The organism is Streptomyces sp. NPDC056222 (assembly GCF_042264065.1).
Taxonomy (GTDB): Bacteria; Actinomycetota; Actinomycetes; order Streptomycetales; family Streptomycetaceae; genus Streptomyces.
In genome coordinates, this window is record NZ_JBHJTL010000037.1 from 27,999 (window position 1) to 47,615 (window position 19,617).

General features: G+C 70.0%; 17 protein-coding genes and 4 pseudogenes. 11 read left to right on the forward strand and 10 right to left on the reverse strand.

The window, feature by feature from the left end:
- Positions 1 to 181: 181 nt before the first annotated feature.
- The 5 genes and pseudogenes from ACFC0D_RS19155 to ACFC0D_RS19175 all read right to left on the reverse strand — a co-directional run.
- Positions 182 to 793: pseudogene (locus tag ACFC0D_RS19155) on the reverse strand (TerD family protein); the annotation flags it as partial.
- Between the two features lie 54 nt (positions 794 to 847).
- Positions 848 to 1,286 (reverse strand): annotated as a pseudogene (locus tag ACFC0D_RS19160) (site-specific integrase); the annotation flags it as partial.
- Between the two features lie 194 nt (positions 1,287 to 1,480).
- Positions 1,481 to 1,567: pseudogene (locus ACFC0D_RS19165) on the reverse strand (IS5/IS1182 family transposase); the annotation flags it as partial.
- Positions 1,568 to 1,570: 3 nt separating this feature from the next.
- Complete coding sequence (locus ACFC0D_RS19170) at positions 1,571 to 2,212, reverse strand: maleylpyruvate isomerase N-terminal domain-containing protein (protein WP_376437022.1); 642 nt, start codon at positions 2,210 to 2,212, stop codon at positions 1,571 to 1,573.
- A gap of 180 nt (positions 2,213 to 2,392) precedes the next feature.
- A complete protein-coding gene (locus tag ACFC0D_RS19175; protein ID WP_376437025.1) occupies positions 2,393 to 3,319 on the reverse strand; it encodes a dihydrodipicolinate synthase family protein in 927 nt (308 codons plus the stop codon).
- A 71-nt stretch (positions 3,320 to 3,390) separates the two neighbouring features.
- Here ACFC0D_RS19175 and ACFC0D_RS19180 point away from each other — a divergent pair, with 71 nt between their 5' ends.
- Both ACFC0D_RS19180 and ACFC0D_RS19185 read left to right on the forward strand, forming a co-directional pair.
- On the forward strand, positions 3,391 to 4,332 hold the full coding sequence (locus ACFC0D_RS19180; RefSeq protein WP_376437028.1) for a LysR family transcriptional regulator: 942 nt from the start codon (positions 3,391 to 3,393) through the stop codon (positions 4,330 to 4,332).
- 45 nt (positions 4,333 to 4,377) lie between these two features.
- A pseudogene (locus tag ACFC0D_RS19185) lies at positions 4,378 to 4,532 on the forward strand (transposase); the annotation flags it as partial.
- 590 nt (positions 4,533 to 5,122) lie between these two features.
- Here ACFC0D_RS19185 and ACFC0D_RS19190 read toward each other — a convergent pair.
- Positions 5,123 to 5,746: a hypothetical protein gene (locus ACFC0D_RS19190; protein ID WP_376437031.1), complete on the reverse strand. Its 624-nt coding sequence runs from the start codon at positions 5,744 to 5,746 to the stop codon at positions 5,123 to 5,125.
- 237 nt (positions 5,747 to 5,983) lie between these two features.
- Between ACFC0D_RS19190 and ACFC0D_RS19195 the strand changes: the two genes are divergently transcribed.
- The 3 genes from ACFC0D_RS19195 (at position 5,984) to ACFC0D_RS19205 (ending at position 11,178) form a co-directional block, all read left to right on the forward strand.
- Positions 5,984 to 6,304 (forward strand): hypothetical protein, encoded by a 321-nt coding sequence (locus ACFC0D_RS19195; protein WP_376437034.1) that lies wholly within the window; start codon positions 5,984 to 5,986, stop codon positions 6,302 to 6,304.
- A 295-nt stretch (positions 6,305 to 6,599) separates the two neighbouring features.
- On the forward strand, positions 6,600 to 8,471 hold the full coding sequence (locus ACFC0D_RS19200; protein WP_376437037.1) for a CAP domain-containing protein: 1,872 nt from the start codon (positions 6,600 to 6,602) through the stop codon (positions 8,469 to 8,471).
- A 301-nt stretch (positions 8,472 to 8,772) separates the two neighbouring features.
- The gene (locus tag ACFC0D_RS19205; protein ID WP_376437039.1) at positions 8,773 to 11,178 is read left to right on the forward strand and encodes a bifunctional serine/threonine-protein kinase/ABC transporter substrate-binding protein; all 2,406 of its coding nucleotides are present in this window, start codon (positions 8,773 to 8,775) and stop codon (positions 11,176 to 11,178) included.
- A 352-nt stretch (positions 11,179 to 11,530) separates the two neighbouring features.
- Here the strand turns inward: ACFC0D_RS19205 and ACFC0D_RS19210 are convergent, their stop codons facing one another.
- Complete coding sequence (locus tag ACFC0D_RS19210) at positions 11,531 to 11,878, reverse strand: hypothetical protein (RefSeq protein WP_376437137.1); 348 nt, start codon at positions 11,876 to 11,878, stop codon at positions 11,531 to 11,533.
- A 195-nt stretch (positions 11,879 to 12,073) separates the two neighbouring features.
- Here ACFC0D_RS19210 and ACFC0D_RS19215 point away from each other — a divergent pair, with 195 nt between their 5' ends.
- From ACFC0D_RS19215 to ACFC0D_RS19225, 3 genes are all read left to right on the forward strand, one after another.
- Positions 12,074 to 12,247, forward strand: a complete 174-nt coding sequence (locus ACFC0D_RS19215) for a hypothetical protein (RefSeq protein ID WP_376437042.1) — start codon at positions 12,074 to 12,076, stop codon at positions 12,245 to 12,247.
- 277 nt (positions 12,248 to 12,524) lie between these two features.
- On the forward strand, positions 12,525 to 13,256 hold the full coding sequence (locus ACFC0D_RS19220) for a FadR/GntR family transcriptional regulator (RefSeq protein WP_376437045.1): 732 nt from the start codon (positions 12,525 to 12,527) through the stop codon (positions 13,254 to 13,256).
- A complete protein-coding gene (locus tag ACFC0D_RS19225; RefSeq protein ID WP_376437048.1) occupies positions 13,243 to 13,992 on the forward strand; it encodes a sterol desaturase family protein in 750 nt (249 codons plus the stop codon). Before ACFC0D_RS19220 ends, ACFC0D_RS19225 begins: the two co-directional genes overlap by 14 nt.
- Positions 13,993 to 14,459: 467 nt before the next feature.
- Here the strand turns inward: ACFC0D_RS19225 and ACFC0D_RS19230 are convergent, their stop codons facing one another.
- Complete coding sequence (locus ACFC0D_RS19230) at positions 14,460 to 14,846, reverse strand: hypothetical protein (RefSeq protein ID WP_376437051.1); 387 nt, start codon at positions 14,844 to 14,846, stop codon at positions 14,460 to 14,462.
- A 444-nt stretch (positions 14,847 to 15,290) separates the two neighbouring features.
- On the opposite strand from ACFC0D_RS19230, the gene ACFC0D_RS19235 reads away from it, so the two are divergent.
- On the forward strand, positions 15,291 to 16,094 hold the full coding sequence (locus ACFC0D_RS19235; RefSeq protein ID WP_376437054.1) for a hypothetical protein: 804 nt from the start codon (positions 15,291 to 15,293) through the stop codon (positions 16,092 to 16,094).
- A gap of 168 nt (positions 16,095 to 16,262) precedes the next feature.
- On the opposite strand, the gene ACFC0D_RS19240 is transcribed toward ACFC0D_RS19235, so the two are convergent.
- Positions 16,263 to 16,742: an SRPBCC family protein gene (locus ACFC0D_RS19240; RefSeq protein WP_376437056.1), complete on the reverse strand. Its 480-nt coding sequence runs from the start codon at positions 16,740 to 16,742 to the stop codon at positions 16,263 to 16,265.
- A 64-nt stretch (positions 16,743 to 16,806) separates the two neighbouring features.
- On the opposite strand from ACFC0D_RS19240, the gene ACFC0D_RS19245 reads away from it, so the two are divergent.
- Both ACFC0D_RS19245 and ACFC0D_RS19250 read left to right on the forward strand, forming a co-directional pair.
- Positions 16,807 to 17,397, forward strand: coding sequence for a TetR family transcriptional regulator (locus tag ACFC0D_RS19245; RefSeq protein WP_376437058.1), 591 nt, complete (start codon positions 16,807 to 16,809; stop codon positions 17,395 to 17,397).
- A complete protein-coding gene (locus ACFC0D_RS19250; protein ID WP_376437060.1) occupies positions 17,394 to 18,335 on the forward strand; it encodes a hypothetical protein in 942 nt (313 codons plus the stop codon). Before ACFC0D_RS19245 ends, ACFC0D_RS19250 begins: the two co-directional genes overlap by 4 nt.
- 259 nt (positions 18,336 to 18,594) lie before the next feature.
- On the opposite strand, the gene ACFC0D_RS19255 is transcribed toward ACFC0D_RS19250, so the two are convergent.
- Positions 18,595 to 19,413: a DUF427 domain-containing protein gene (locus ACFC0D_RS19255; protein WP_376437063.1), complete on the reverse strand. Its 819-nt coding sequence runs from the start codon at positions 19,411 to 19,413 to the stop codon at positions 18,595 to 18,597.
- Positions 19,414 to 19,617: the final 204 nt, after the last annotated feature.

A 19,617-nucleotide genomic window follows, 5' to 3' on the forward strand; every position in this document is an offset into this window, starting at 1 on the left:
CTCTGCGCCCGGGTTGGCCCCCGCCCGGTGCCCGCCGGGGGCCGGGGGGGGGGGGGGGGGGGGGGCCCGGCCCCGGGGGGGGGGGGGGGGGGGGGGGGGGGGGGGGGGGGGCGGGCGTCGGGGTCCGTTCCAGGACCTCCTCTGGATCCTCGTCCACGTCCACCCCGTGGTCCACCGCAAGGCCCGTCAGCCCGTCCACGTACCCCTGGCCGACCGCACGGAACTTCCAGCCGCCGGACCGGCGGTACAGCTCCGCGAGGACCATCGCCGTCTCGCCGCCCGCGTCGGTCACCTCGTACCCCACGACCGTCGCGCCGTCCGGCCCGAAGACCTCCACGGACAGCCCGCACACGTCCCGCAGCGCGCCCTCCTCCGCCGACGCGACGACGAGGACGCGGGTGATCTCCTCCTCGACCGAGGTGAGGCCTGTCTCCAGCCACACCGTGCCGTCCTCGCCGGCGGACAGCCGTACCGCGCCCGACGGGTGGGCCGGAGCGCCGTCGAACACGATATCGGCGTCCCCCCGGACCCTGCCCTGTTCCGTCACGAGCAGCGCCGCGACGTCGACGCCGTTCCGGACGGCGACGCGCAGTGCCGCCGTCGGGACGAAGGCGTTGTCTCCCTTGATCAATCCCCTGAGCATGAGCGGATCTTGCGCACGACGGGGGGACATACGCAAGGCCTCGGGTGCGGACACCCGGGGCCTTGCGAAGGGGAACAAGATGAATTCCTGCAGAGCTACCCAGGCGCCGCCGGATATGCAGACTTCTCGCGTCTCCGGGCAGGAGCCCATGCCGGACCGGACTACGTGCCCCACGACCCGAACGCCGGCTGGGCTCTACATGCAGTACACGGTCTCCAGCATGTAGTCCTCGCGGGCCTGGCCGCGACGGCGGGCCTTGGTCCGGGCGCCCTTCGCCTTCACTGGGCAGCGGCGCCCGGCGAAGTCCAGGTCCTCGATGTTCACGCCGAGGATCTCCTCCGCCCGCCCCGAGGTCTCGTAGAGCATCCGCCATAGCGTCTTCTCACGGAGGTGGACGTCGCGCCGGCGATCAGCCGGTCGACGGCCATCTTCGAACGGGCCGGGGTCTCGGAGTCCGGTACCGCCAGCCTCTTTGCCCAGGCCGGGACCGTCGGGCCCCCTCGTACCCGCGCTCGGAGCACCAGCCCGTCCAGGACAGCACGGCGCCGAGGGGGGCGTTCCAGGTGTTCACCGCCGAGCGGCCCCACAGCAGCTCCAGCACCTCGCCGATCTCGGCGTCCTCCACCGAGGCGAGCGGCCGGCCCGAGCGTGGGCACCGCTTTCCCCCTGCCGCAGACAACGGGGCCGCTTCGCGTAGCGGCCGGAGAACGTCACCGCAGGTGACGGATCAAGCTGCCGCAGATATTGGGGTGTTATCTGTGGGGCAACTTCAGACCGGTCCCGCCTCCGCCGACCCACCGGCCGCCCACCAGGGCCGACGGAGGCTTACTGATCGTTTCAGAATGAGGTTCGCAGGCGGCGGAAGCATACGAGGCTGCAGGCCAGTTCGAGCAGCCCCTGGTGGAGATCGGCGCGTCGTTCGTATACCTACAACACACGTAGGGCCTGGTCAACGTCACGCTCACGCCTGGCGAGCGCATGCAGCACGGCTTGGTCGCCGTGCCGGTCCCGGGCGGCGGCAACGAGCACGTCCACCGCGATGGCGAGCGCACCATCGGGCACTCGGCATGGCGCGTCGACACTGAGCGCGAGGTCATCAAGGTGAACCGCTAGCTCGACGCAACGGGTCTGCAGGTATCCGTCGAGCAACATCTCCTCTCCCGGCCGGTGAAGGACAGCCACCCGCCGATCGGCCGACTCCATGCCCAGCCGCTGCGTCAGCCGCATCCACGCTGACCGGGCCTGCTCAGCCACGACTGCGGGGCCGGCTGCGGCAGTTTCCTCGCTGCGGGCACGCACTCCGACGTTCAGCGCAGAGTCCGGCAGCGACGTATCGGCGAGCCGCGCGTAGTACCGAACCGGTGACACCGGTTCTGCGCCGACTACCTGACCGTCGAGGAACCACTCGACCTGGAGGACGCTACGCGCAAGGTGGCCGGCCAGCCCACCCACGGACATCCCGGGGAGCACGGATTCGGTCTCCCAGCGTCGGGCTACCTGCTCTGTGGCCAGTAGGTGCACCGCCTTCTCGGCAGCCTGCAGGTAGGTCTTCCGGATCTCATAAGTCATTCGGGCATCGTCGCAATCTCATCATCACAGCAGCTGACAGGTCCACGTTGTGGATCGACCCGCCGCCTTGGCCGCCTGGACAGCTCGCCCATGTGGGGAGTGTGGTGGCACGGGAGCGGGCCGGGCCCAATCGGCTTGCATCGAAGGTCTACGGGGTTCCCCCGGGGACCACGGTCTGTCTCAGGCCGCGGTCCCTTGGTGGGCTTGGTGGGTCCTGGTGGCGGACAGGGCCGCCGCTAGCCGGACCGAATCGGCGGAGGCGGCCAGCAGCGGAAGCCGGACGGCCGGGCTGGGAATACGGCCCTGGGCGTGCAACACCCCCTTGATCACGGTCGGGTTCGGTTCGGCGAAGAGCGCGGCGGACAGCCGGGCCAGCTCCGTTCCCAGCCTGCGGGCCGGTCCGGTGGCGTCTCGCTGCCACAGCGAGATCAGCTCGGCGAAGTCAGCGGTGCGGACATTGGCCGACGCCAGGATGCCGCCGCGGGCGCCCGACGCGAGCAGCGGCGAGATGACGGCGTCATCGCCGCCGAGCACCGCGAAGCCCGGTGTCGACGAGCCGAGCAGTTCCATCGCGGCCGCGTCGATCGCACCGGTCGCGTACTTGACCCCGACGACCTCCGGTAGGTGCCCGAGCGCGTTCAGAGTGCCGGTGCTGAGCGACTGACCGGTGCGATACGGGATGTCGTAGACGACCAGCGGCAGGCCCCCGTGTTCGGCGAGTGCCGTGAAGTGCGCCAGCGTTCCCGCCTCACCGGGCCGGGTGTAGGGCGGCGCGGGAACCAGCGCCGCGGCGACGTCACCGCTCTGAGCGAGCTCCCGCAGTGTCGTGATGGCGGCGGCGGTGTCGTTGGTGCCGACGCCGACGATCAGCGGAGCTCCGTGTGCCCGGCAGGCGGCCGAGCAGATGCGGACCACCGCCCGCTTCTCCTCGGTGGTCAGCGTGGCCGCCTCCGCAGTGGTGCCCAGGGCGACGAGTCCCCGAGCGCCGCCGACCGACAGCGCCTCGTCGGCGAGGCAGGCGAGCGCGTCCGGGGCGAGGCGCAGGTCGTCGGTGAACGGAGTCACCAAAGGGACAAACAGGCCGGTGAGATTCGCTTCGGGCTTCATGCGCCCAGCCTGACCGACACAAACCCGGTAGATCCAGTTCATGTTTCTTCGCTTATACGTAAGCTCACCTTATGCTCGATGTTCGACGACTCCACCTGCTGCGCGAACTGGACCGACGCGGCACCATCGCGGCCGTCGCCGAGGCGCTGACCTTCACCGCCTCGGCCGTCTCCCAGCAGCTGAGCGTGCTTGAGCGCGAGGCGGGCGTACCCCTGCTGGAACGAAGTGGCAGACGGGTGGTGCTCACCCCCGCGGGCCGCACCCTCGTCACCCACGCCGATGCCGTCCTCGAACGCCTCGAACTGGCCGTCTCCGAGCTGGCCGGGGCACGCGAGGGCATCGCCGGGCCGCTGCGGATCGGGACGTTTCCCTCTGGCGGCCCCGCGATCGTGCCCGCCACGCTGGCCGAACTGGCCCAGCGGCATCCCGCGCTGGAACCAATGGTGCAGGAGATCGACTCGGCGCGAGTCTCCGACGGCCTACGCGCCGGCGAACTCGACGTGGCCCTCGTCCACGACTACGACTTCGTGCCCGCGTCACCGGACACCACGGTCGACCAGGTGCCCCTGTTGGAGGAGCCGATGTACCTGGCCACCGGCAGCGTGCCCGCCACCGGTCTCGTCGCCCGCGGCGAAACGCTGGCCGAGCTGCTCGGACCGTGGGCCATGTCCCCGTGGATCACGGCCCGGGACGGCACGACCGGTCACGCGATGGCCGTGCGCGCCTGTCAGGCAGCCGGATTCCAGCCGCGCATCCGCCATCAGGTCAACGACTTTCGTACGGTCCTGGCACTGGCGGCCATCGGGCAAGGCGCCGGATTCGTACCGGAGATGGCCACCGCACACGCCCCCGAGGACGTGGTCCTGACCCGGCTGCCCCTCTTCCGCCGCTCGAAGGTCGCCTTCCGCGCGGGCGGCGGCACCCACCCGGCGATCGCAGCATTCGTGGCGGCGGCGCGAACAGCGGTGGGTGCCACGGGCCGTGCCTCCTTACTGATCGCTTCAGTGAGTTGAGTCGCGGGTCTTGTGCTCAGTGATCTTGTCGGCAGGGTGTCTGGAATGCGTGCTGATCTTGTTCCTGACGACCTGTGGCAGCGGGTGGCCCCGCTGCTGCCGCCCGCTCCCGAACGGCGCCGCTGCTACCCCAGTCGGCTGCATGTTCGCGAAGGGCAGCACTCGCCGGCGTCATGTACGTGCTGCGGACCGGTGTTGCAACGCTGACCGCCAGGGCGGCGCACTGCGGCAGGCTCAGCAGTTCCGGCCCCGGTCCCCGCCTCGGAGGGGAGCAGCAGCCCCAGCCCAGCCACGTCGCCGAGGAGTCGGGGCAGGGGAAGGCATCGACGCCAGCTGAGGGCGGCTTGGGAGTCCCTCCCGGGTGTCGGGCGGAGTGGTCGCGCAGCAGGTCTCGCAGCGCGTGTACGTCGGCGCATCTGCCTGCCAAATACTCAACCTGGGCGTCGGGGCCCTGGTTGTTCACGTCGCTGGCCTGCTCTGCGAACGCCTCGTGCACGGCCACGTCCAGCACGTCATCGTCCAGGGAGAAGGAGTCGAGGAGTTCGGCGATCTCCTGCGCACTCACTCTTCCTGGAGGCGAGGCCGGCTGCGCTCGGGGCTTCCCCGAGCCATACGGGTTCCGGCGTGCCGGTCGCTGGCAGCAGCACCTCCCACTCGACTCCGTCGGGCCAATGCCCTACGTGCACGCGACCGTCCCCGTACAGGTTCGCTGCCGCCCACGCCGAAGGTCGCCCGCGTGCCAGAGCGGTGAATCGGCCGCTTGCCCAATTGGGCAAGAACGATCTTGAAGTTACTTTGTGCTTCCGCAGTCTTCGAGCGCGGTCAGCTTCACAGAGGAGTTCGTCGCGAGTTCGCGGGCACCGTGAGGGGGGTGTGAACCAAGGAGGAGATCGGCGGGCTTGGCTCTCTCGATCTCTTTCCCTTCCTCTCGGATCCACGGCTTACCTGAGGGCGCCTGAACGATGAGGGCGTCAACCACGAACGGTTCCCAGATCGCACCGGATGTCCTGCGTATCACTCGCTCGGAAGTTCTGGAGATGGTGACCTCGGGGATGTCCAGGCGGGAGCAAGGCGGAATCGCCCCTACAGGGAGCCGCATGTAGAGCTCGTTTTCCGCGCTCAGCGGGAAGTTGAGGCGCACGGTTCCCTCGACCGGGTCGAGACCGCGGTTGGTGATCACCAATCCGCCGCGCTCGGGCCAGAATGTCACGCTCGAGGCCACCTTTCGCGCGTCTTCCTCCTGTTGCTCACGCGACTGGGCGAGCTGGTCGTTCGCGATCTCTGCCGCCTTGACAGTGCCCCAGGCGGTTACACCCAGGCCGAGCGCCGCGATCAGTGCAGCAAGGACGGCAGTGTGCTTGGCCCAGTCCGCTCGTTGATACCGGCTGCGAATTGCGTCCGTGATTCGCCGCACGCGACTAGGACTCGGCGCGGTGACGTCAGACGCTGGAACCGGCGGTGTTGGGGGTCCTTGAGGGCGAATGGGTGGTCGTGGGGGGAGCTGTCGTATGCGTAACCGGGGAGGGCGGGAACGGGGCAAGAGGCGGCCTCGCATTCACGGACGGATCCTGTCCTTGAGACGCACGCGTGTGGGTCCGAGTTCCCTGAGCGTGAGAGGACACAAGCTCCGCTGCGCCCTCATCCTGCTCTCGTGATCAGGTACGGATTCGCCATCAAGGCTCTCCCCCAGGGCGGCAGGCCCTTCGGGGAGGAGGACGACGACGAGAACGACGAGACCACGGGCACTGAACAGTCCTCGCTCGACGAGGCCAACCCCAGCGTCTCCGACCCCGCTCCCACCGACGACTTCGAGGACGACCTCCCCGAGGACCCGAACGCAGCACCGGCCGCACCGGCCGAGGATCCCGCAGCCGCACCCCGGGACCCGGCCGCCGCTCCGGAAGGTGACGCCGGCCAGGACCCGGGCGCCACCCGACGCCGCCTTCTCCGCGTACACCGGCGTCGACGGTGAGCGGGCCTGGCTCGACCGCGCGCCCGACGGCACACTGATCGGATGGGTCCGCGACTCCACAGCCCAGGTGTGGCGCTACACAGACCCCGTAGCGTGGGCTGCCGACGTTGACGGGGCACAGATGACCCGGACTCACGGCCCGTCGGGCCGTCGACCGCCGCAGGACTCCATGGTGCGGCCTCGGGCACGACGCCACGTGACCCACGTCACGTCGGGCGCGGACAAGATTCCGTTATCCGGTGCCCATGCCGACCTCTCCCATGTGTCGGCATCGTCAACAGGCAGGACAGGCAACGTGAATCAGGGCATAAGCACGGAGCAGGCCCAGGGTCGGGAGCTGGTCAGGGCGGCGATGAGCGGCGACCCGTGGGCACGGGACCCGATGATCGCCGCCCATGTGCCCCTGGTCTACAACGTGGTGGGCCGCGCGCTGAACGGACACCACGACGTCGACGGCCTCGTGCAGGAGACGATGCTGCGGGCCCTCGACGGACTGGGCGGCCTGCGTGACCCGGACGAGTTCCAGCCGTGGCTGGTGGCCATCGCCGTGGACAGTGTCCGTACACACATGCAGCGGTCCCAGCTCCTCGGCGATGCCGATGGCCTCCCCCTGCCCGGGCCGGACTTCGCGGACCTGACCATCGAGCGTCTCTACCTGTCGGGGCAGGAGCGCGAGGCCGCCGAGGCGGCGCGCTGGATCGAGCCCGACGACGGCGTTCTCCTGGCGTTGTGGTGGCTGGAGTGCATGGGCAAGTTGAGCCGGTACGAGATCGCGGCGGCCCTGCAGTGGCCCGTCGAGCACACGGCGGGAGGGGTGGAGAGCTTGCGGGCGCGGCTCGACGCGGCCAGGGTCGTCGTCGGTGCGGTGTCGGCGGACCCGCTCTGTCCGGCCCTCGGATACGAGGCGGGTACCTGGGACGGCCGCCCCTGCGCCGCGTGGCGCGAGCACTTCGCCCGGCACGCCGGCGGCTGCGCCCAGTGCTCCGCCCGTTGGCGAGGCATGGTGCCGCTGGAAGCGCTGCTGGCCGGGCTGCCCCTGGTACCTCCGCCGACGCCGCTGCTCGCCGGGGTCCGCGAGTCCGCCGCATGGGCGCTCGCGGCCACCCCGCAGGCGGCGACCGGGACACCGGATGCGTACGAGACGCCGGAGCCGCACCGCGAACCGTGGCAGTACGCCACGGAGGGCCGAGCCGACTGGAGCGATCAGAACCACGACACCGACCGGTACGACCACATCGCCTCGATCGATCTGACGCGCCCGTTCCTGCCGGGCATGCCGCAGGAGGCGCCTTCGGTGCTCGGCTCCGCCAGTGCAGCCGCCCGGGCGGCTGTGCCCGGTGCGCGCGGGGCACGGAACGCCCGCCGTCGCCGCCGTCAGGAGCGGGAGCGCAACCGGCGCAGGGTCGTCGTCACCGCGGGCATGGCGGTCGTGGCGCTCACCGGTGGGTCCTTCTACCTGAGTGGCGGCCGCGGAGCAGACGGCGATGCCCTGGAAGTGAACCGCGCGGCAGCGCCGGCGCCGGACCTTCCGTCCGCGCTGGAGGCCACCGGCCTCACCCCGACCCCCTCGACGGTGTCACCCTCCGCTTCCGCCTCTGCCTCTGCCTCGACATCGCCCAGCGCCAAGGCCACGCCGCCGACCCGCACCGCGGCGCCCGATGCGGCGAAGACGACCACGCCCCGCACCTCGGCGCCCAAGCCCAAGCGCACGGAGGCCGACACCGGCACCGGTTCCGGCAGCGGCTCGGGTTCGGGTGCGAGCAGGCAGGGCGACTCCGGCTCGGGCTCGGCCGTCGACCAGGTCGTCAGCCTGGTCAACGCGGAGCGCGCCAAGGCCGGATGCGGCCCGCTCACGGCGAACTCGACCCTGAACAGGGCGGCCCAGGGCCACTCCGACGACATGGCCGCGCGCGACTACTTCGACCACAGCAACCCTGACGGCGACGGACCTGGCGAGCGGGTCACGGCGGCCGGGTACCCCTGGTCGACGTACGGCGAGAACATCGCCATGGGCCAGCGCACCCCGGAACAGGTGATGGATGCCTGGATGAACAGCCCGGGCCACCGCGCGAACATCCTCAACTGCGACTTCAAGGAGATCGGGATCGGCATCCACAACGAGGGCGGTCCCTACTGGACGCAGGTGTTCGGAGCCCGACGAGGGTGACACCGTCTCTGGGACGGCCGCCGGGCGCCACGGACGTGCGATCCGCCACCGTGGACCCGGCGGCCCCCGGTCGAACCGGCAGCCGTACAAGGACCGATCCGCATCCGCCGTGTCCACTGACGCAGGCACTTCCTGCGGCGCCGAGGCCCGTGACAAGGGCGCAAGGCCAGGCTGTGCGAGCTGCCGCGGCTCCGGCACCGTCGCACCCCACTGCCGGACACGTCGTCTCCTCATCACCGTGGGGTGTGATCACACCTTCTTTCCGCCACCCGGGTGGCTCAGCAGGACCTAGAGTGTGCGCGTGACCGAGCAGAATCCCGAACTTGTCGCCGGCCGGTACCGGCTGGTGGAACGCATCGGCCAGGGCGGTATGGGCCGGGTCTGGCGCGGCCTGGACCAGCAGCTCTTCGGACGCGAGGTCGCCGTCAAGGAAATCGTCTTCCCGCCGGGCCTGGAGGACGACGACCGCGCCGCGCTGCTCAGGCGGTTCGCGGGCGAGGCCCGCGCAGCGGTCACTCTCAGCCACCCCGGGGTCATCACCGTCCACGATGTGGTGGAGCACCACGGCGCCCCCGTCATCATCATGGAGCTGATCCGCGGCCGGTCCCTGGCGGCTGCCATCGGCGAACGTGGGCGACTCCCCGTACGTCGGGTGGCCGAGATCGGCGCCGCCATGCTCGACGCGCTGGCCGAGGCGCACGGGGCGGGGATCGTCCACCGCGACATCAAGCCGGACAACGTGCTGTTGACCAAGGACCGTGTCGTCCTCACCGACTTCGGCATCGCGCACCTCGCGGACGCCACGACCAGGCTGAGCCACAGCGGGATCGTCATCGGCACGCCGCAGTACATGCCGCCGGAGCAGCTGGAAGGCAAGCGCCCGACCCCGGCCAACGACCTGTGGGCGCTCGGTGCCACCCTCTACCACGCCGTCGAGGGGCACCCGCCGTTCGACGCGGTCGGGCTCCACGCCCTTGCCGTGGCCGTCTTCACCAGCCCGCACCGACCACCGATCCATGCCGGTCCGCTGACCCCCGCGCTCGACGCGCTCCTGACGAAGGACCCGTCGCAGCGCGTGGGTGCGGCGGAAGCGGCTGAGATGCTCGCGTCCGTACTGCGGGCCTCGCCGCGCCGGGCCGACGAGTCTGCCGGGCCCGGCGCGCCGTCCGACCGCGATGCCGAACCCGACCCCGCACCCACGCCCGACCCCCGGTCGGCCCCCGCGCCGACGCCGGACGCGGCGGCGGAGCAGGCCTCCGCCCCGACGATGCCGCAGCAGGCCCCCACGCCCCCGACCCCCACCGTCCTGGACCCAGGGTCCGCGGCCGGTACCCCGGACGGCCCCGTGCATGACCGGCCGGCCGCCACACCCGTACCCACACCTCCTGGCGGGGACCGTGTCACGCTCGATGCGACGGTCAATTCGCGGCACGGTGAGGGGACGGCCGCCCGGCGGCGTGGTCTCACTCGGCGCTCCGCGATCCTGGGCACGGCGCTTGCCGTGCTGACCGCGGGCTCCGTCCTGACCTGGACCCTGAACCGCGACGACGAAGCACGCCGTCGCGGGGCAGCCGGCGGCGCGGGGAACTCCACTGTCACAGTGGTGATCGGGGTGGACGCGCCACTGAGCGGTGGACTGTCCTCGATGGGCGCCGGTATGAAGAACTCCGCCGACCTGGCGGCCCGGACCGCCAACGAGTCGCGGCACGTCCCCGGCGTGACGTTCGAGATCAAGGCCCTGGACGACGGCGCCGACCCGGTCAAGGGCGCGCCCAACGCGGCCGAGTTCGTGTCCGACGAGAAGGTGCTGGGGGTCGTCGGCCCTCTCAACTCGGGTGTCGCCCGAACCCTGGTACCGCCGCTCGCGGAGGCGGACATGGTCAACGTGTCCCCGGGCAACACCGATCCCACCCTGACCCTGGGCACCGACTGGGCCGACGGTCCCAGGTCCCGCCCTCACTCCACCTACTTCCGCACGGTCGCCACGGACGTCGACCAGGGGCCCTTCGCCGCCGGGTACCTGCATGCGGCGAAGAAGACCAAGCTCTACGTGATCGACGACGCGAGCGCCCACGGCACCGCTCTCACCACCGGTCTCACGGCCGAGTTCACCAGGCTTGGCGGGAGCGTCGTCGGCACCGAGCAGGTCGATCCCGATGAGCGTGCCTTCGACGGCCTTGCCGTGAGGGTGCGGTCCTCGGGCGCCGACGCCGTCTACTTCGGTGGCTACTACGACACCGCGGCGCCGCTCTCCCAACAGCTCAAGCAGGCGGGGGTAAACGTCCCCGTGATGGGCGGCGACGGCATCTTCGACCAGCAGTACCTCACGGCGAACCCCGAGGCCGAGGGCGACCTCGCCACCAACATCGGGGTGCCCGCCGAGGAATCGGAGGCAGGGCAGGACTTCCTCACCCGCTACCAGAAGGCGAACTACCCGGAGCCGGCAGGCTGGTACGGCCCCTATGCCTACGACGCGACCTGGACCCTCATCGAGGCGGTGAAGGCGGTCGTGACCGCCAACGGCGGCACCCTCCCCGACGACGCCCGTGCGAAGCTGCCGCGGGCCGTCGCCGGATCGACCTTCGAAGGGGTCACCGGACCCGTCGCCTTCAACACATACGGCGACACGGTCAACCCCCGGCTGACGGTGTTCACGGTGAACGCAGGCAGCTGGAGGACGGTGACTGGCAGTCGGGCCACCCCCTGACACGCACGGGGGCGGGCATCCGGTTCTGCCGACCGGCGTGACACGCGGGCGGCCCTGGCATCGAGCTGCCGAAGGCACCCGTCGCGCCGAGGGCCGCGCACGAGGAGGGTCTTGGGATGATGTGCGGGCAGCCTGTTCCTGCGTCGCACCAGCCCGGAACCACGGAATCGGCAAGGAGCCTGGGGACTCGACCGAGTACGACTGTCAGTGCATCAACTGCGCGTTCGCGCCCGAGAGCTTCAAGCACGACCCGGACCGCATGTTCCGAGAGGTCCCGTACTGCCTTCCATCCGGCGAGGAGAACGCCGGCGACCAGCCGTCACATTGCTGCTGGGAGGCGGCCCTTCGGCGCTCACTGCCCGGTGCGGGCCGCCTTCCTGGCCCAGAGGATGAGGGGCACCTGGAGGGGGAGGCGTGCGTAGGCGAGGGTCTTGGCCGCGGTGGGGCGGTTGCGCCAGTCGTATGCCATCTTCACGTTGGCCGGGAAGACGGCCACGAAGAAGAGCGCCGTCGCCCGGGCGCCGGCCTGGCGCGTCGCCGGAATCGCGAGCCCCGCGGCCAGGACCAGTTCGGCGGCGCCGCTCGCCTGCGTCCAGCCCCGAGGGCTGCCGGGCAGCGCCTTCGGCACGGTGGCGTCGAACGACGCGCCGCGTCGGTGCGCGCCCGTCTCCAGGCTCCTGACCGCCCCGGCAGGCGCGATGACCTTGCCGTAGATGTGATCAAGGCATCGGAGCAGTCCTGGACAACCTCGCGGGGCGATCCTTGGCGGCACCAGGGCGGGCCGGGCACCGCTGGGAGGAGTCGTCCGCCTCGCAACCTCCGACCGTAACCTGTGCCGCGGCCTACAACGGTGATGTGGGGGCAGACGGACAGCACCCTTGGAGAGGAGCTGTTCATGCTTGGCATAGTGGCTGCGGTGCTGTTCTTCATCGCCTGGCTGATCAACGCGGCGGACATCAGCACCAACGACGTGTTCTCTTCGGCGAACGTGACGCTGCTCGGTTTGACTGCCCTCGCCCTTCATGTGGCGGGAATCGGTGCCGGTCGGGCCCTCAAGCGCCACCGCTGACACCGTTCCGTGTCCGTCGGGGCCGCGGTGTGGTGCGCGGAGCGATACGGGCTCCCCAGCACGCCGCGCGCCCCGGCGGGGGCATGCCCGCCCGTCGCCGTCGACGAACCCGAGATCGCGACCGTCGGGGAGACCCGCGCAAGAGGAGACACGCCCTGAGCCCCCGGATTCACCCACGGCTCCTGGTGGACCGGACGGGATGTTCCTGAGTCATAGATTCCAACTCGACTGGTCTTACCACTAGACCATCAGTCCTCTGTGCTCGTAGGGTCTCCGAATGCCTCTGCAACCGGTCAACCGACGCTCGGTTCCTGACGAAGTGTTCGACCAGCTCTTCGGGGAACTCGTGAGTGGCAGCCTTGCCCCCGGCGAAAGCCTTCCCAGCGAGCGACGCCTCGCGGAAGTCCTCGGCGTCTCACGTCCCGCGGTACGGGAAGCGCTGCAACGACTCGCACACGCCGGCCTGGTGGAAGTCCGCCAGGGTGACACCACCACCGTTCGGGACATCCGCAGAGCGGGTGGCCTCGATCTGCTCCCTCGTCTCCTGTTCGCCGGGGGCGAGATCGACCTGGGAGTCGCCCGCAGCATCCTGGAGGCACGGCTCCACGTCGGCCCGAAGATCGCGGAACTCGCGGCACGACGCAGGGGACCAGCTCTCGCCGCTCCGCTGCGGACCGCCGTCCGAGCGCTCGACGACGACACCGATCCCGTGAACAGGCAGCGCCATGCCCTGACTTTCTGGGAGCACGTCACGGATGCGGCCGAGTCCGTGACCTTCCGCCTGATGTTCAACAGCCTCCGAGCGGCCTACGAGCCCGCCCTGGAGGCTCTGGCGCACGTCATGGCCGCGGAGGTGGACCGGACCGACGCCTACACCGCTCTGATCGACGCGATCGTCCGAGGCGACGCGACTGCGGCGCGCACCCGCGCAGAGGATCTGCTGCGCCCGGCGACCGAGGCCCTGATCGACGTCATCGATCAACTCGAGGAGAGTCATGAACCTGCGTAGAACCCTCATACGGAAGCGGGCACTCGCTGACGGGACCTCAGACGAGACCGCCCGTGCCCTCGTTCGGGCGGACGAGGCCACGCAGTCGTCGCCCCGCCGGACCGAGGTCGCGCTGGGAAGCGTCTTCCGGGCCTTCTGGCGCTACCCCTCACCGTGGATGATCAGCGGTGTCTTGGTGACAGTGCTTGCCTGCAGGATCGTCATCTGGGACTGGCGCATCGACGACGCGTACGCCCCGGTCATCCTGATCCTGCTGTTTCCGCTCCTCGAGTGGCTGATACACGTCTTCGTGCTGCACTGGCGTCCGAGGAAGGTCGCCGGAGTCGTACTGGACACCCTTCTGGCGAGGAAGCACCGCGAACACCACGTCGACCCGCGCCAAGTCCCCCTGGTCTTCATCCCCTGGAAGGCACTCGTCTGGGTCATCGTGGGCTACAACGCGGCGGCCCTCATCGCCTTCCCGCGACTGGGCCAGGCCCTGACGTTCATGGTGACTGTGGCGGCGGCAGGGCTCGTCTACGAGTGGACGCACTACCTGATCCACAGTGACTACCGGCCGCGGAGCAGGGCCTACAAGGCGGTCTGGCGCAACCACCGGCTGCACCACTACAAGAACGAGCACTACTGGTTCACGGTCACGACGACCGCCAGCGCCGATCGCCTCCTCGGGACCTACCCGGACCCGGCCACGGTGCAGACCTCACCGACCGCCAAGAACCTGCACGGCGTGGCGTGACGCACCTGCCGCATCAGCCGTGGGCTCGGGACCTGGGTGGAGCCGGCTGACGCCAGTCGGACCCCGGCGATCCGGAACTCGAAGAAGAGTGCAACGAGGACGGACGGCGCACCTGGTACGGCTCTGTCGGGACGATGCGTACGCAGGTCATGCTGGACCGGGATCCGCAGGTGTCGGCTCTCGAATGCAGTCCTGAGGAGTTCGTAGGGCCTGTTCCAGGACGGCGGAGGCCGCGCCGCGGGATTCCACAAGGAATGGACGTCGATCGGACTGTGCCTGCCGATAGGCGAGTACGGGCCCGTCCCCCAGTGCCAGGCATCCGGGAGCGTGGGTCCCGACCGTGTCGGCACCCACGCTCCGAGCTGTACATCCGAGGAGTCAGACGCCACTCCATCCAAACAGCGGGGCTGGGCCCTGCCCTTCTTCACCGTCCAGGGAGCCAAGGCCCGGCACCTGCACCCACCGGGTCATGCGCGTTCTTGCGGCTCTCCCTGAAGACCCGGCTGATACTCCCGCCCATCGGACGCGAGCGGCTCCACCTGGCGGCCCTCCAATTCCCGCTGCCTGGCAGCCAGGGCCCTCGCCAGCACCTTCGCCCGGTAGGGGTTCGACGCACCAAGGGCCTTCGCCACCTCCACGGCCTCGTCCAACAGGGCCAACCGTCGCTCGGGCAACTCCCGCACCAGAGGCGACGCGCTCGCCTCCACCAGGACGTACGCCAGCTTCGACCCGTACGCCTCCGGCTCGACCTCTGCCAGAACGCGGTAGATCCACAGTCCCTCGGCACCGCGCACCACCCGCCGGTTGGCACTGAGCAGCCTGACCCTCGCCAGCACAACCATGTCCTGATCCATCGATCCCCCTTCGTCCCCCCACCCCCGACCTGTGCACGTCACACGGCGAGACAGCACAGCGAACGCGCCGACAACCGAGAAAGGTTGCCGACAGGTTGGCCGGAAGTGGATGACGACGAGTCTGGCTCGCGGTACCAGTCGCCACAAGGCCGAACGGACGTGCAGTACGTCCTACCGAAACGCCCTCTGAACAGGCATGATGGACCTGACACTCACACAAATCCCGTCTACCACCCCCTTACGTCGACTCACGGACGGCATCCTGTGCATGAGTGCCGGTTCCTGATCCAGGGCTTGAGCATCTTCGAGCAAGGGGCAGAGTCCGGAGCAGACGCGGCAGCCCTGGTCTACGCGTTCCCCTGTCAGGTCCGAGCGTGTTGCGGCGCGGCCGTACGAGCGGGCTGGGGGACGCGAAGGTCGTTCGTGAGGGTCTCCGGCGAGTCGGTGCCAGCGAAGACTCCCGACCGGCGGCCGGGAGTCCAGCTGCGGGAGGCCCCGTCGAGCCGCGAGTCCCGCACCGATCCCCTGAGCTTCCGCGACCTCATGGCGCCGGCGATCCTGCCGCACGAGCGCATCGCCTCCATGAACTTCCTCTTCGAGAACGAGTTCATGAAGAAGCACAAGCTCATGCAGGTCGTCGACGTCGTCTTCGGCGTCCACGACGACCGTGCCGTCGAGCTCGGACAGCGCATCCGGGAGCTGGGAACCCGACTCACCCAGGCGCGCTCCGAACTCGCCGCGGCTCGGGCGTTCGTCGAAGAACAGGACCTTCCCGCAGGCGACGCCCTCACGGCCCAAGCCTACGAGCGCGAACTGCTGGAGCTGAACGAACAGCTCCACGCCCTGGACGGGGCTGGGCCAGCCGGAACCGCCTTCGTCGGGCATTTGCGCCGCGAGCACCAGCAAGCTGCCCAGCGCGCCCGGAAGGCATCCGCCGTCGTACGCGACTGCGAGACACAACTCGCCCGCATGATGCCGCTGCGGGCTCAGTACGCGGACGACCTCGTCAAGCCCAGGATGCTCGCCGAGGCGCAGAGCCTGCTCGACCCCCTGAGCGTCACGACCTGCCCCGCCTGCCTGCACCGGCTCCCCGCTCCCCCGTCGGCGGAGAACGACTCCTGCACCCTGTGCAGCCACGAACTGCCCCACGACGCCGGGTCCGGGCGGCCAGCGCCCAGTGGCGTAGGAGCCCGGGGGCTACACGTTGGCGGCAAGACCGAGCCTGTTGGCCCCGGGCGAACCCGGTGACGGAGGATCTGGGGGCATGACCCAGGTAAGCATGCTGGCGCCAGGCCTGGTCGCCGTCAGGCACTGACAGTCCCCTCTCCTCAAGTGATCGCCCGCCGTACCCGTGGCCCGCTGTTCCTCACCGACCGCAAGGCCTCGGCTCGCGACGGGCCCCCGGACCCGCCTCGGTCACTGGACCCTCTCGGCCAAGGCCCGGAGCAGCCGGACGTACGGGGACCAGCGGGCCCGCCGGGCGGGGCGCTCGGCGAGGTCCAGGCTGTCCTCCAGCAGGGCGTCATGCATCCAGCGGTAGGCCAGCGGCCAGCTCAGCCGGGCCAGGCCACTGACCGTCATCGAGAGAGTGTGCCGCAGTACCGTCCTCTCCTCGTCGACGGGCAGGACGGCGTACTCGTGGAAGCCGTGGAAGCCGCGCGGGCCGGTGAAGGTGAAGCGGATCCAGGTTCCGGGGACGTACGCGGCGACGGTGTAGCGGACCGGTCCGTGGCCGCCCTTCGCGCCTGCCGACAGCGGGCGGTCGAATTCCATTGGAGGCCAAGTGCCGTACGGCCAGAGCCGGTCGGCCGTTCCGGCGGACAGGGAGGCGAGGATGGCGCCGGCCTCCTCGGACCCCATCGACAGCAGGCGTTCGTGCACGTTGTGGACGGGCATGGATGTCCCCCACCCTTCAATTGGAGATGAATCTCTAATTGATATGGAGAGTACTCTCTGATTCATGCCGAGACCACCCCGCTTCGACACAGGCGAGCTCCTCGACGCCGCTGTCCTCCTCGCCGCCGACGGCGGCCCTGCGGCTGTCACCATGTCCGCCGTCGCCCAGGCCGTCGGAGCGCCCAGCGGATCCGTGTACCACCGCTTCACCGGGCGCCCCGCACTGCTCGCCGAGGTGTGGCTGCGCACCGTCGAGGGCTTCCAGGAGGGGTACCTCGCCGCCCTCGACGGCGAGGACGACCCGCGGCGGGCAGCCCGGGCCGGTGCCCGGCACGTCGTCGCCTGGAGCCGGGCCCACCCCCGGGAGGCGGCACTGCTCCTGTACGGCGCCGAGGAGTTCGGCCGCTCCAGCTGGTCCGAGGAGCACCGAGAGCGCGCCGACCAGGGCAACGGACGGGTGTTCGCCCGCCTCGACCAGCTCGGTACGGACCTCGGCGCGACCGGGCCCGAGGGCCAGGACCGGATCATTCTGGCCCTGATCGACCTACCGCTCGCCGCGATCCGCCGCCACCTGCGAGCGGGTCTCCCGCTGCCCCCACATGCCGAGGACCTCGCCGAGAAGTCGGCCGCCGCGCTACTCGGGGAAGGGGAATGAAGGCAGGCGAACGCAGGTATCAGTACGGGCGGAGCGTGTGGACCACGCTCACCGGCTGGGGCATGGTGCTCAGCGCCGCTGGGGCAATCGGGTGCGTGCTGTGGGGCGTCGGACCGTACCCGCCGTTGCATTTCGAGACGGCGGTGGCCAATCTGTCCTTGCTCTTCGCCGTCGCCTGGATCTTCTCTTCGCGCCGGGCCCCGCGGCGGAAGTCGTACTGGCCGCGGCGTGGTCTCGCGAGTACCAGGCCCTTCCGCGCCACCTCGAGCGGCGACGGCGAGTACAGCAGCCGCGCGCTGGTGTGGTTCGTCGCCTTGTTGGTGCCGCTGGCCACCCTGGCCTGCTTCGCCATGGGACTCATGGTCTCTCCGGAGTACGGACGGGAGACTGCTCGGCTGGACGCAGCCGGCTGGGGGGAGCATCCGGTGACCGTGGTCCGGCTCGCCGGGGATCCGGTCCGCGGGCAGGACGACTCCGACGAGCCGGTGTACTACCAAACCGACCTCGTCCTGAGGATCCCCTACGACGACGCGCCCCGCGAGGTGACCAAGCGCGCGATGATCACCCAGCACGCTCCGAAGGCGGGCACGACGATCCAGCTGTACTACGCGCCGGGAGACCCTCGCCCGGATTCGCCGGTGCTGACCGACGGCCGACGCCAACGGCCGGGCCTGGCCAACCTCAACTTCTACCTTCTCTTCGGCCTGATCCTTATGGTTCCGCCGGCGGCGATCCTGAAGGGCGCTCTCGACTGGGACATGGCGCCCCGTGTACGGCGGTTCAGACCCGTCGTACACCTTCCGGCCCTTGGGATCCTCGTCCTCGGACTGCTCCTGCTGCTGCCAACCGCCCTGGGATGGGAGTCGGCCGGTCCGGCCGCCTTCCTGTCCTGCATCACCCCCGGGGCCGCCCTTGCCTGGGTCTGGCGTACTGCCTGAAGATCTCCAGCGGAAGGAAGAGCCATTGCAGCTCCCCTACGTGGACTTCTCGTTTCTCGCCGCTCGAATCGACCAGATGGCACCCCAGGATGAGGCAGACAGATATGTCGAGCACAGCCCACGCTGATCAGCGCGACATGGCCACCGCATGCCCGGCAAACGGCGAGATGGAACGAACCGGTACGGCACGCGCCGCGGTCCTCAGGCACAGGCCGCCCGCCGGATGTCACCGTCCGGTGGGGCGAGACCCTGTGCGCAACTACCGCGACGGTCGGCTGAAGAACGTGACCGGCCGCTCCCGCCGCACCCCGTCCACGACGACGTCGACGGACTCGTCGTAGAAGGCCACCCGGTCCTTGATGATCCCTACGGAAGGCAGGGGATCGGGGTAGCTCCAGGCGATGTCGGGCCGCACGTCACCTTCGCCGGCCCAGGACCAGTACTCGCTCGCCACACCCTTGTACGGACAGCGGGTGCGCCCGTCGGTACGGGTGAACAGGTCGAGGCGGACGTCCTCCCGCGGGAGATAGAAGCGCACCGGCAGACCCGTCTCGAACAGGAGAACCGGCGTGTGCGTGTCCGCGACGACCGTACCCTCGATCTCGACCTGGACATGTCGACTGCTGGGCAGGGCGTCCACCCGCTTGTGCGGGTCGCGGGGGTGCACGAAGATCTCTTCGTCCTCCTCGTACCAGTGGTCGAGAGCCTCGCGCCCGAACCATTCGAAGCTGATGTGGCCGGCCAGATCCTCTCCAGGGTAGGTCCAGGCCGCCGCCCCGACGGTCCGATCGGGGAGCACGAGGTCGTAAAAGACCGTCGCTCCCGCGTGACGCCGCCGGCTGGCGGGCCGCTCCGTTCGCCGCAGCAGGTCCGTCCGGACATCCTCGGTCGGGAAGGCGTAGAGGGGGACTGGGCGGCCGGGCTCCCACACGAGAACCGGCCTATGGCTGTCCACGACGGTGATCTCCCCCGCCGTCGCACGCACCCAGCGCTCACTCGGCTCCCAGAACACACTGTCTGACTCGCCCTGGCGGCGTACGACGGGCACGGCTTCCGGGCCGAACTCCGGTGCGGTCATCGGTCTCTCCTCCTCGCTCCGCCTCCGGCTGCCCGGACCGGGTGTCGCGGTACCGGCCACAGCCGATGTCCACCCTGCTCCCGATCCCGGCCGGGGGCAAACGGCCCGCCGTCACCCCTGCCTACGCCTGCACTCCTCGGTGGCGTCCAGGAGCCCGTTCACGATGTCGAGACGCTTGTCCGCGTAGGACGTGTACAGCTGCAT

Excerpts from the sequence above, each read along its gene's own strand:
- ACFC0D_RS19180 (WP_376437028.1), top strand. The coding sequence starts at position 3,391 with ATGCTCGATGTTCGACGACTCCACCTGCTGCGCGAACTGGACCGACGC.
- ACFC0D_RS19230 (WP_376437051.1), bottom strand. The coding sequence starts at position 14,846 with ATGGATCAGGACATGGTTGTGCTGGCGAGGGTCAGGCTGCTCAGTGCC.
- ACFC0D_RS19255 (WP_376437063.1), bottom strand. The coding sequence starts at position 19,413 with ATGACCGCACCGGAGTTCGGCCCGGAAGCCGTGCCCGTCGTACGCCGC.
- ACFC0D_RS19245 (WP_376437058.1), top strand. The coding sequence starts at position 16,807 with ATGCCGAGACCACCCCGCTTCGACACAGGCGAGCTCCTCGACGCCGCT.
- ACFC0D_RS19240 (WP_376437056.1), bottom strand. The coding sequence starts at position 16,742 with ATGCCCGTCCACAACGTGCACGAACGCCTGCTGTCGATGGGGTCCGAG.
- ACFC0D_RS19175 (WP_376437025.1), bottom strand. The coding sequence starts at position 3,319 with ATGAAGCCCGAAGCGAATCTCACCGGCCTGTTTGTCCCTTTGGTGACT.
- ACFC0D_RS19170 (WP_376437022.1), bottom strand. The coding sequence starts at position 2,212 with ATGACTTATGAGATCCGGAAGACCTACCTGCAGGCTGCCGAGAAGGCG.
- ACFC0D_RS19250 (WP_376437060.1), top strand. The coding sequence starts at position 17,394 with ATGAAGGCAGGCGAACGCAGGTATCAGTACGGGCGGAGCGTGTGGACC.
- ACFC0D_RS19215 (WP_376437042.1), top strand. The coding sequence starts at position 12,074 with ATGCTTGGCATAGTGGCTGCGGTGCTGTTCTTCATCGCCTGGCTGATC.
- ACFC0D_RS19220 (WP_376437045.1), top strand. The coding sequence starts at position 12,525 with ATGCCTCTGCAACCGGTCAACCGACGCTCGGTTCCTGACGAAGTGTTC.
- ACFC0D_RS19225 (WP_376437048.1), top strand. The coding sequence starts at position 13,243 with ATGAACCTGCGTAGAACCCTCATACGGAAGCGGGCACTCGCTGACGGG.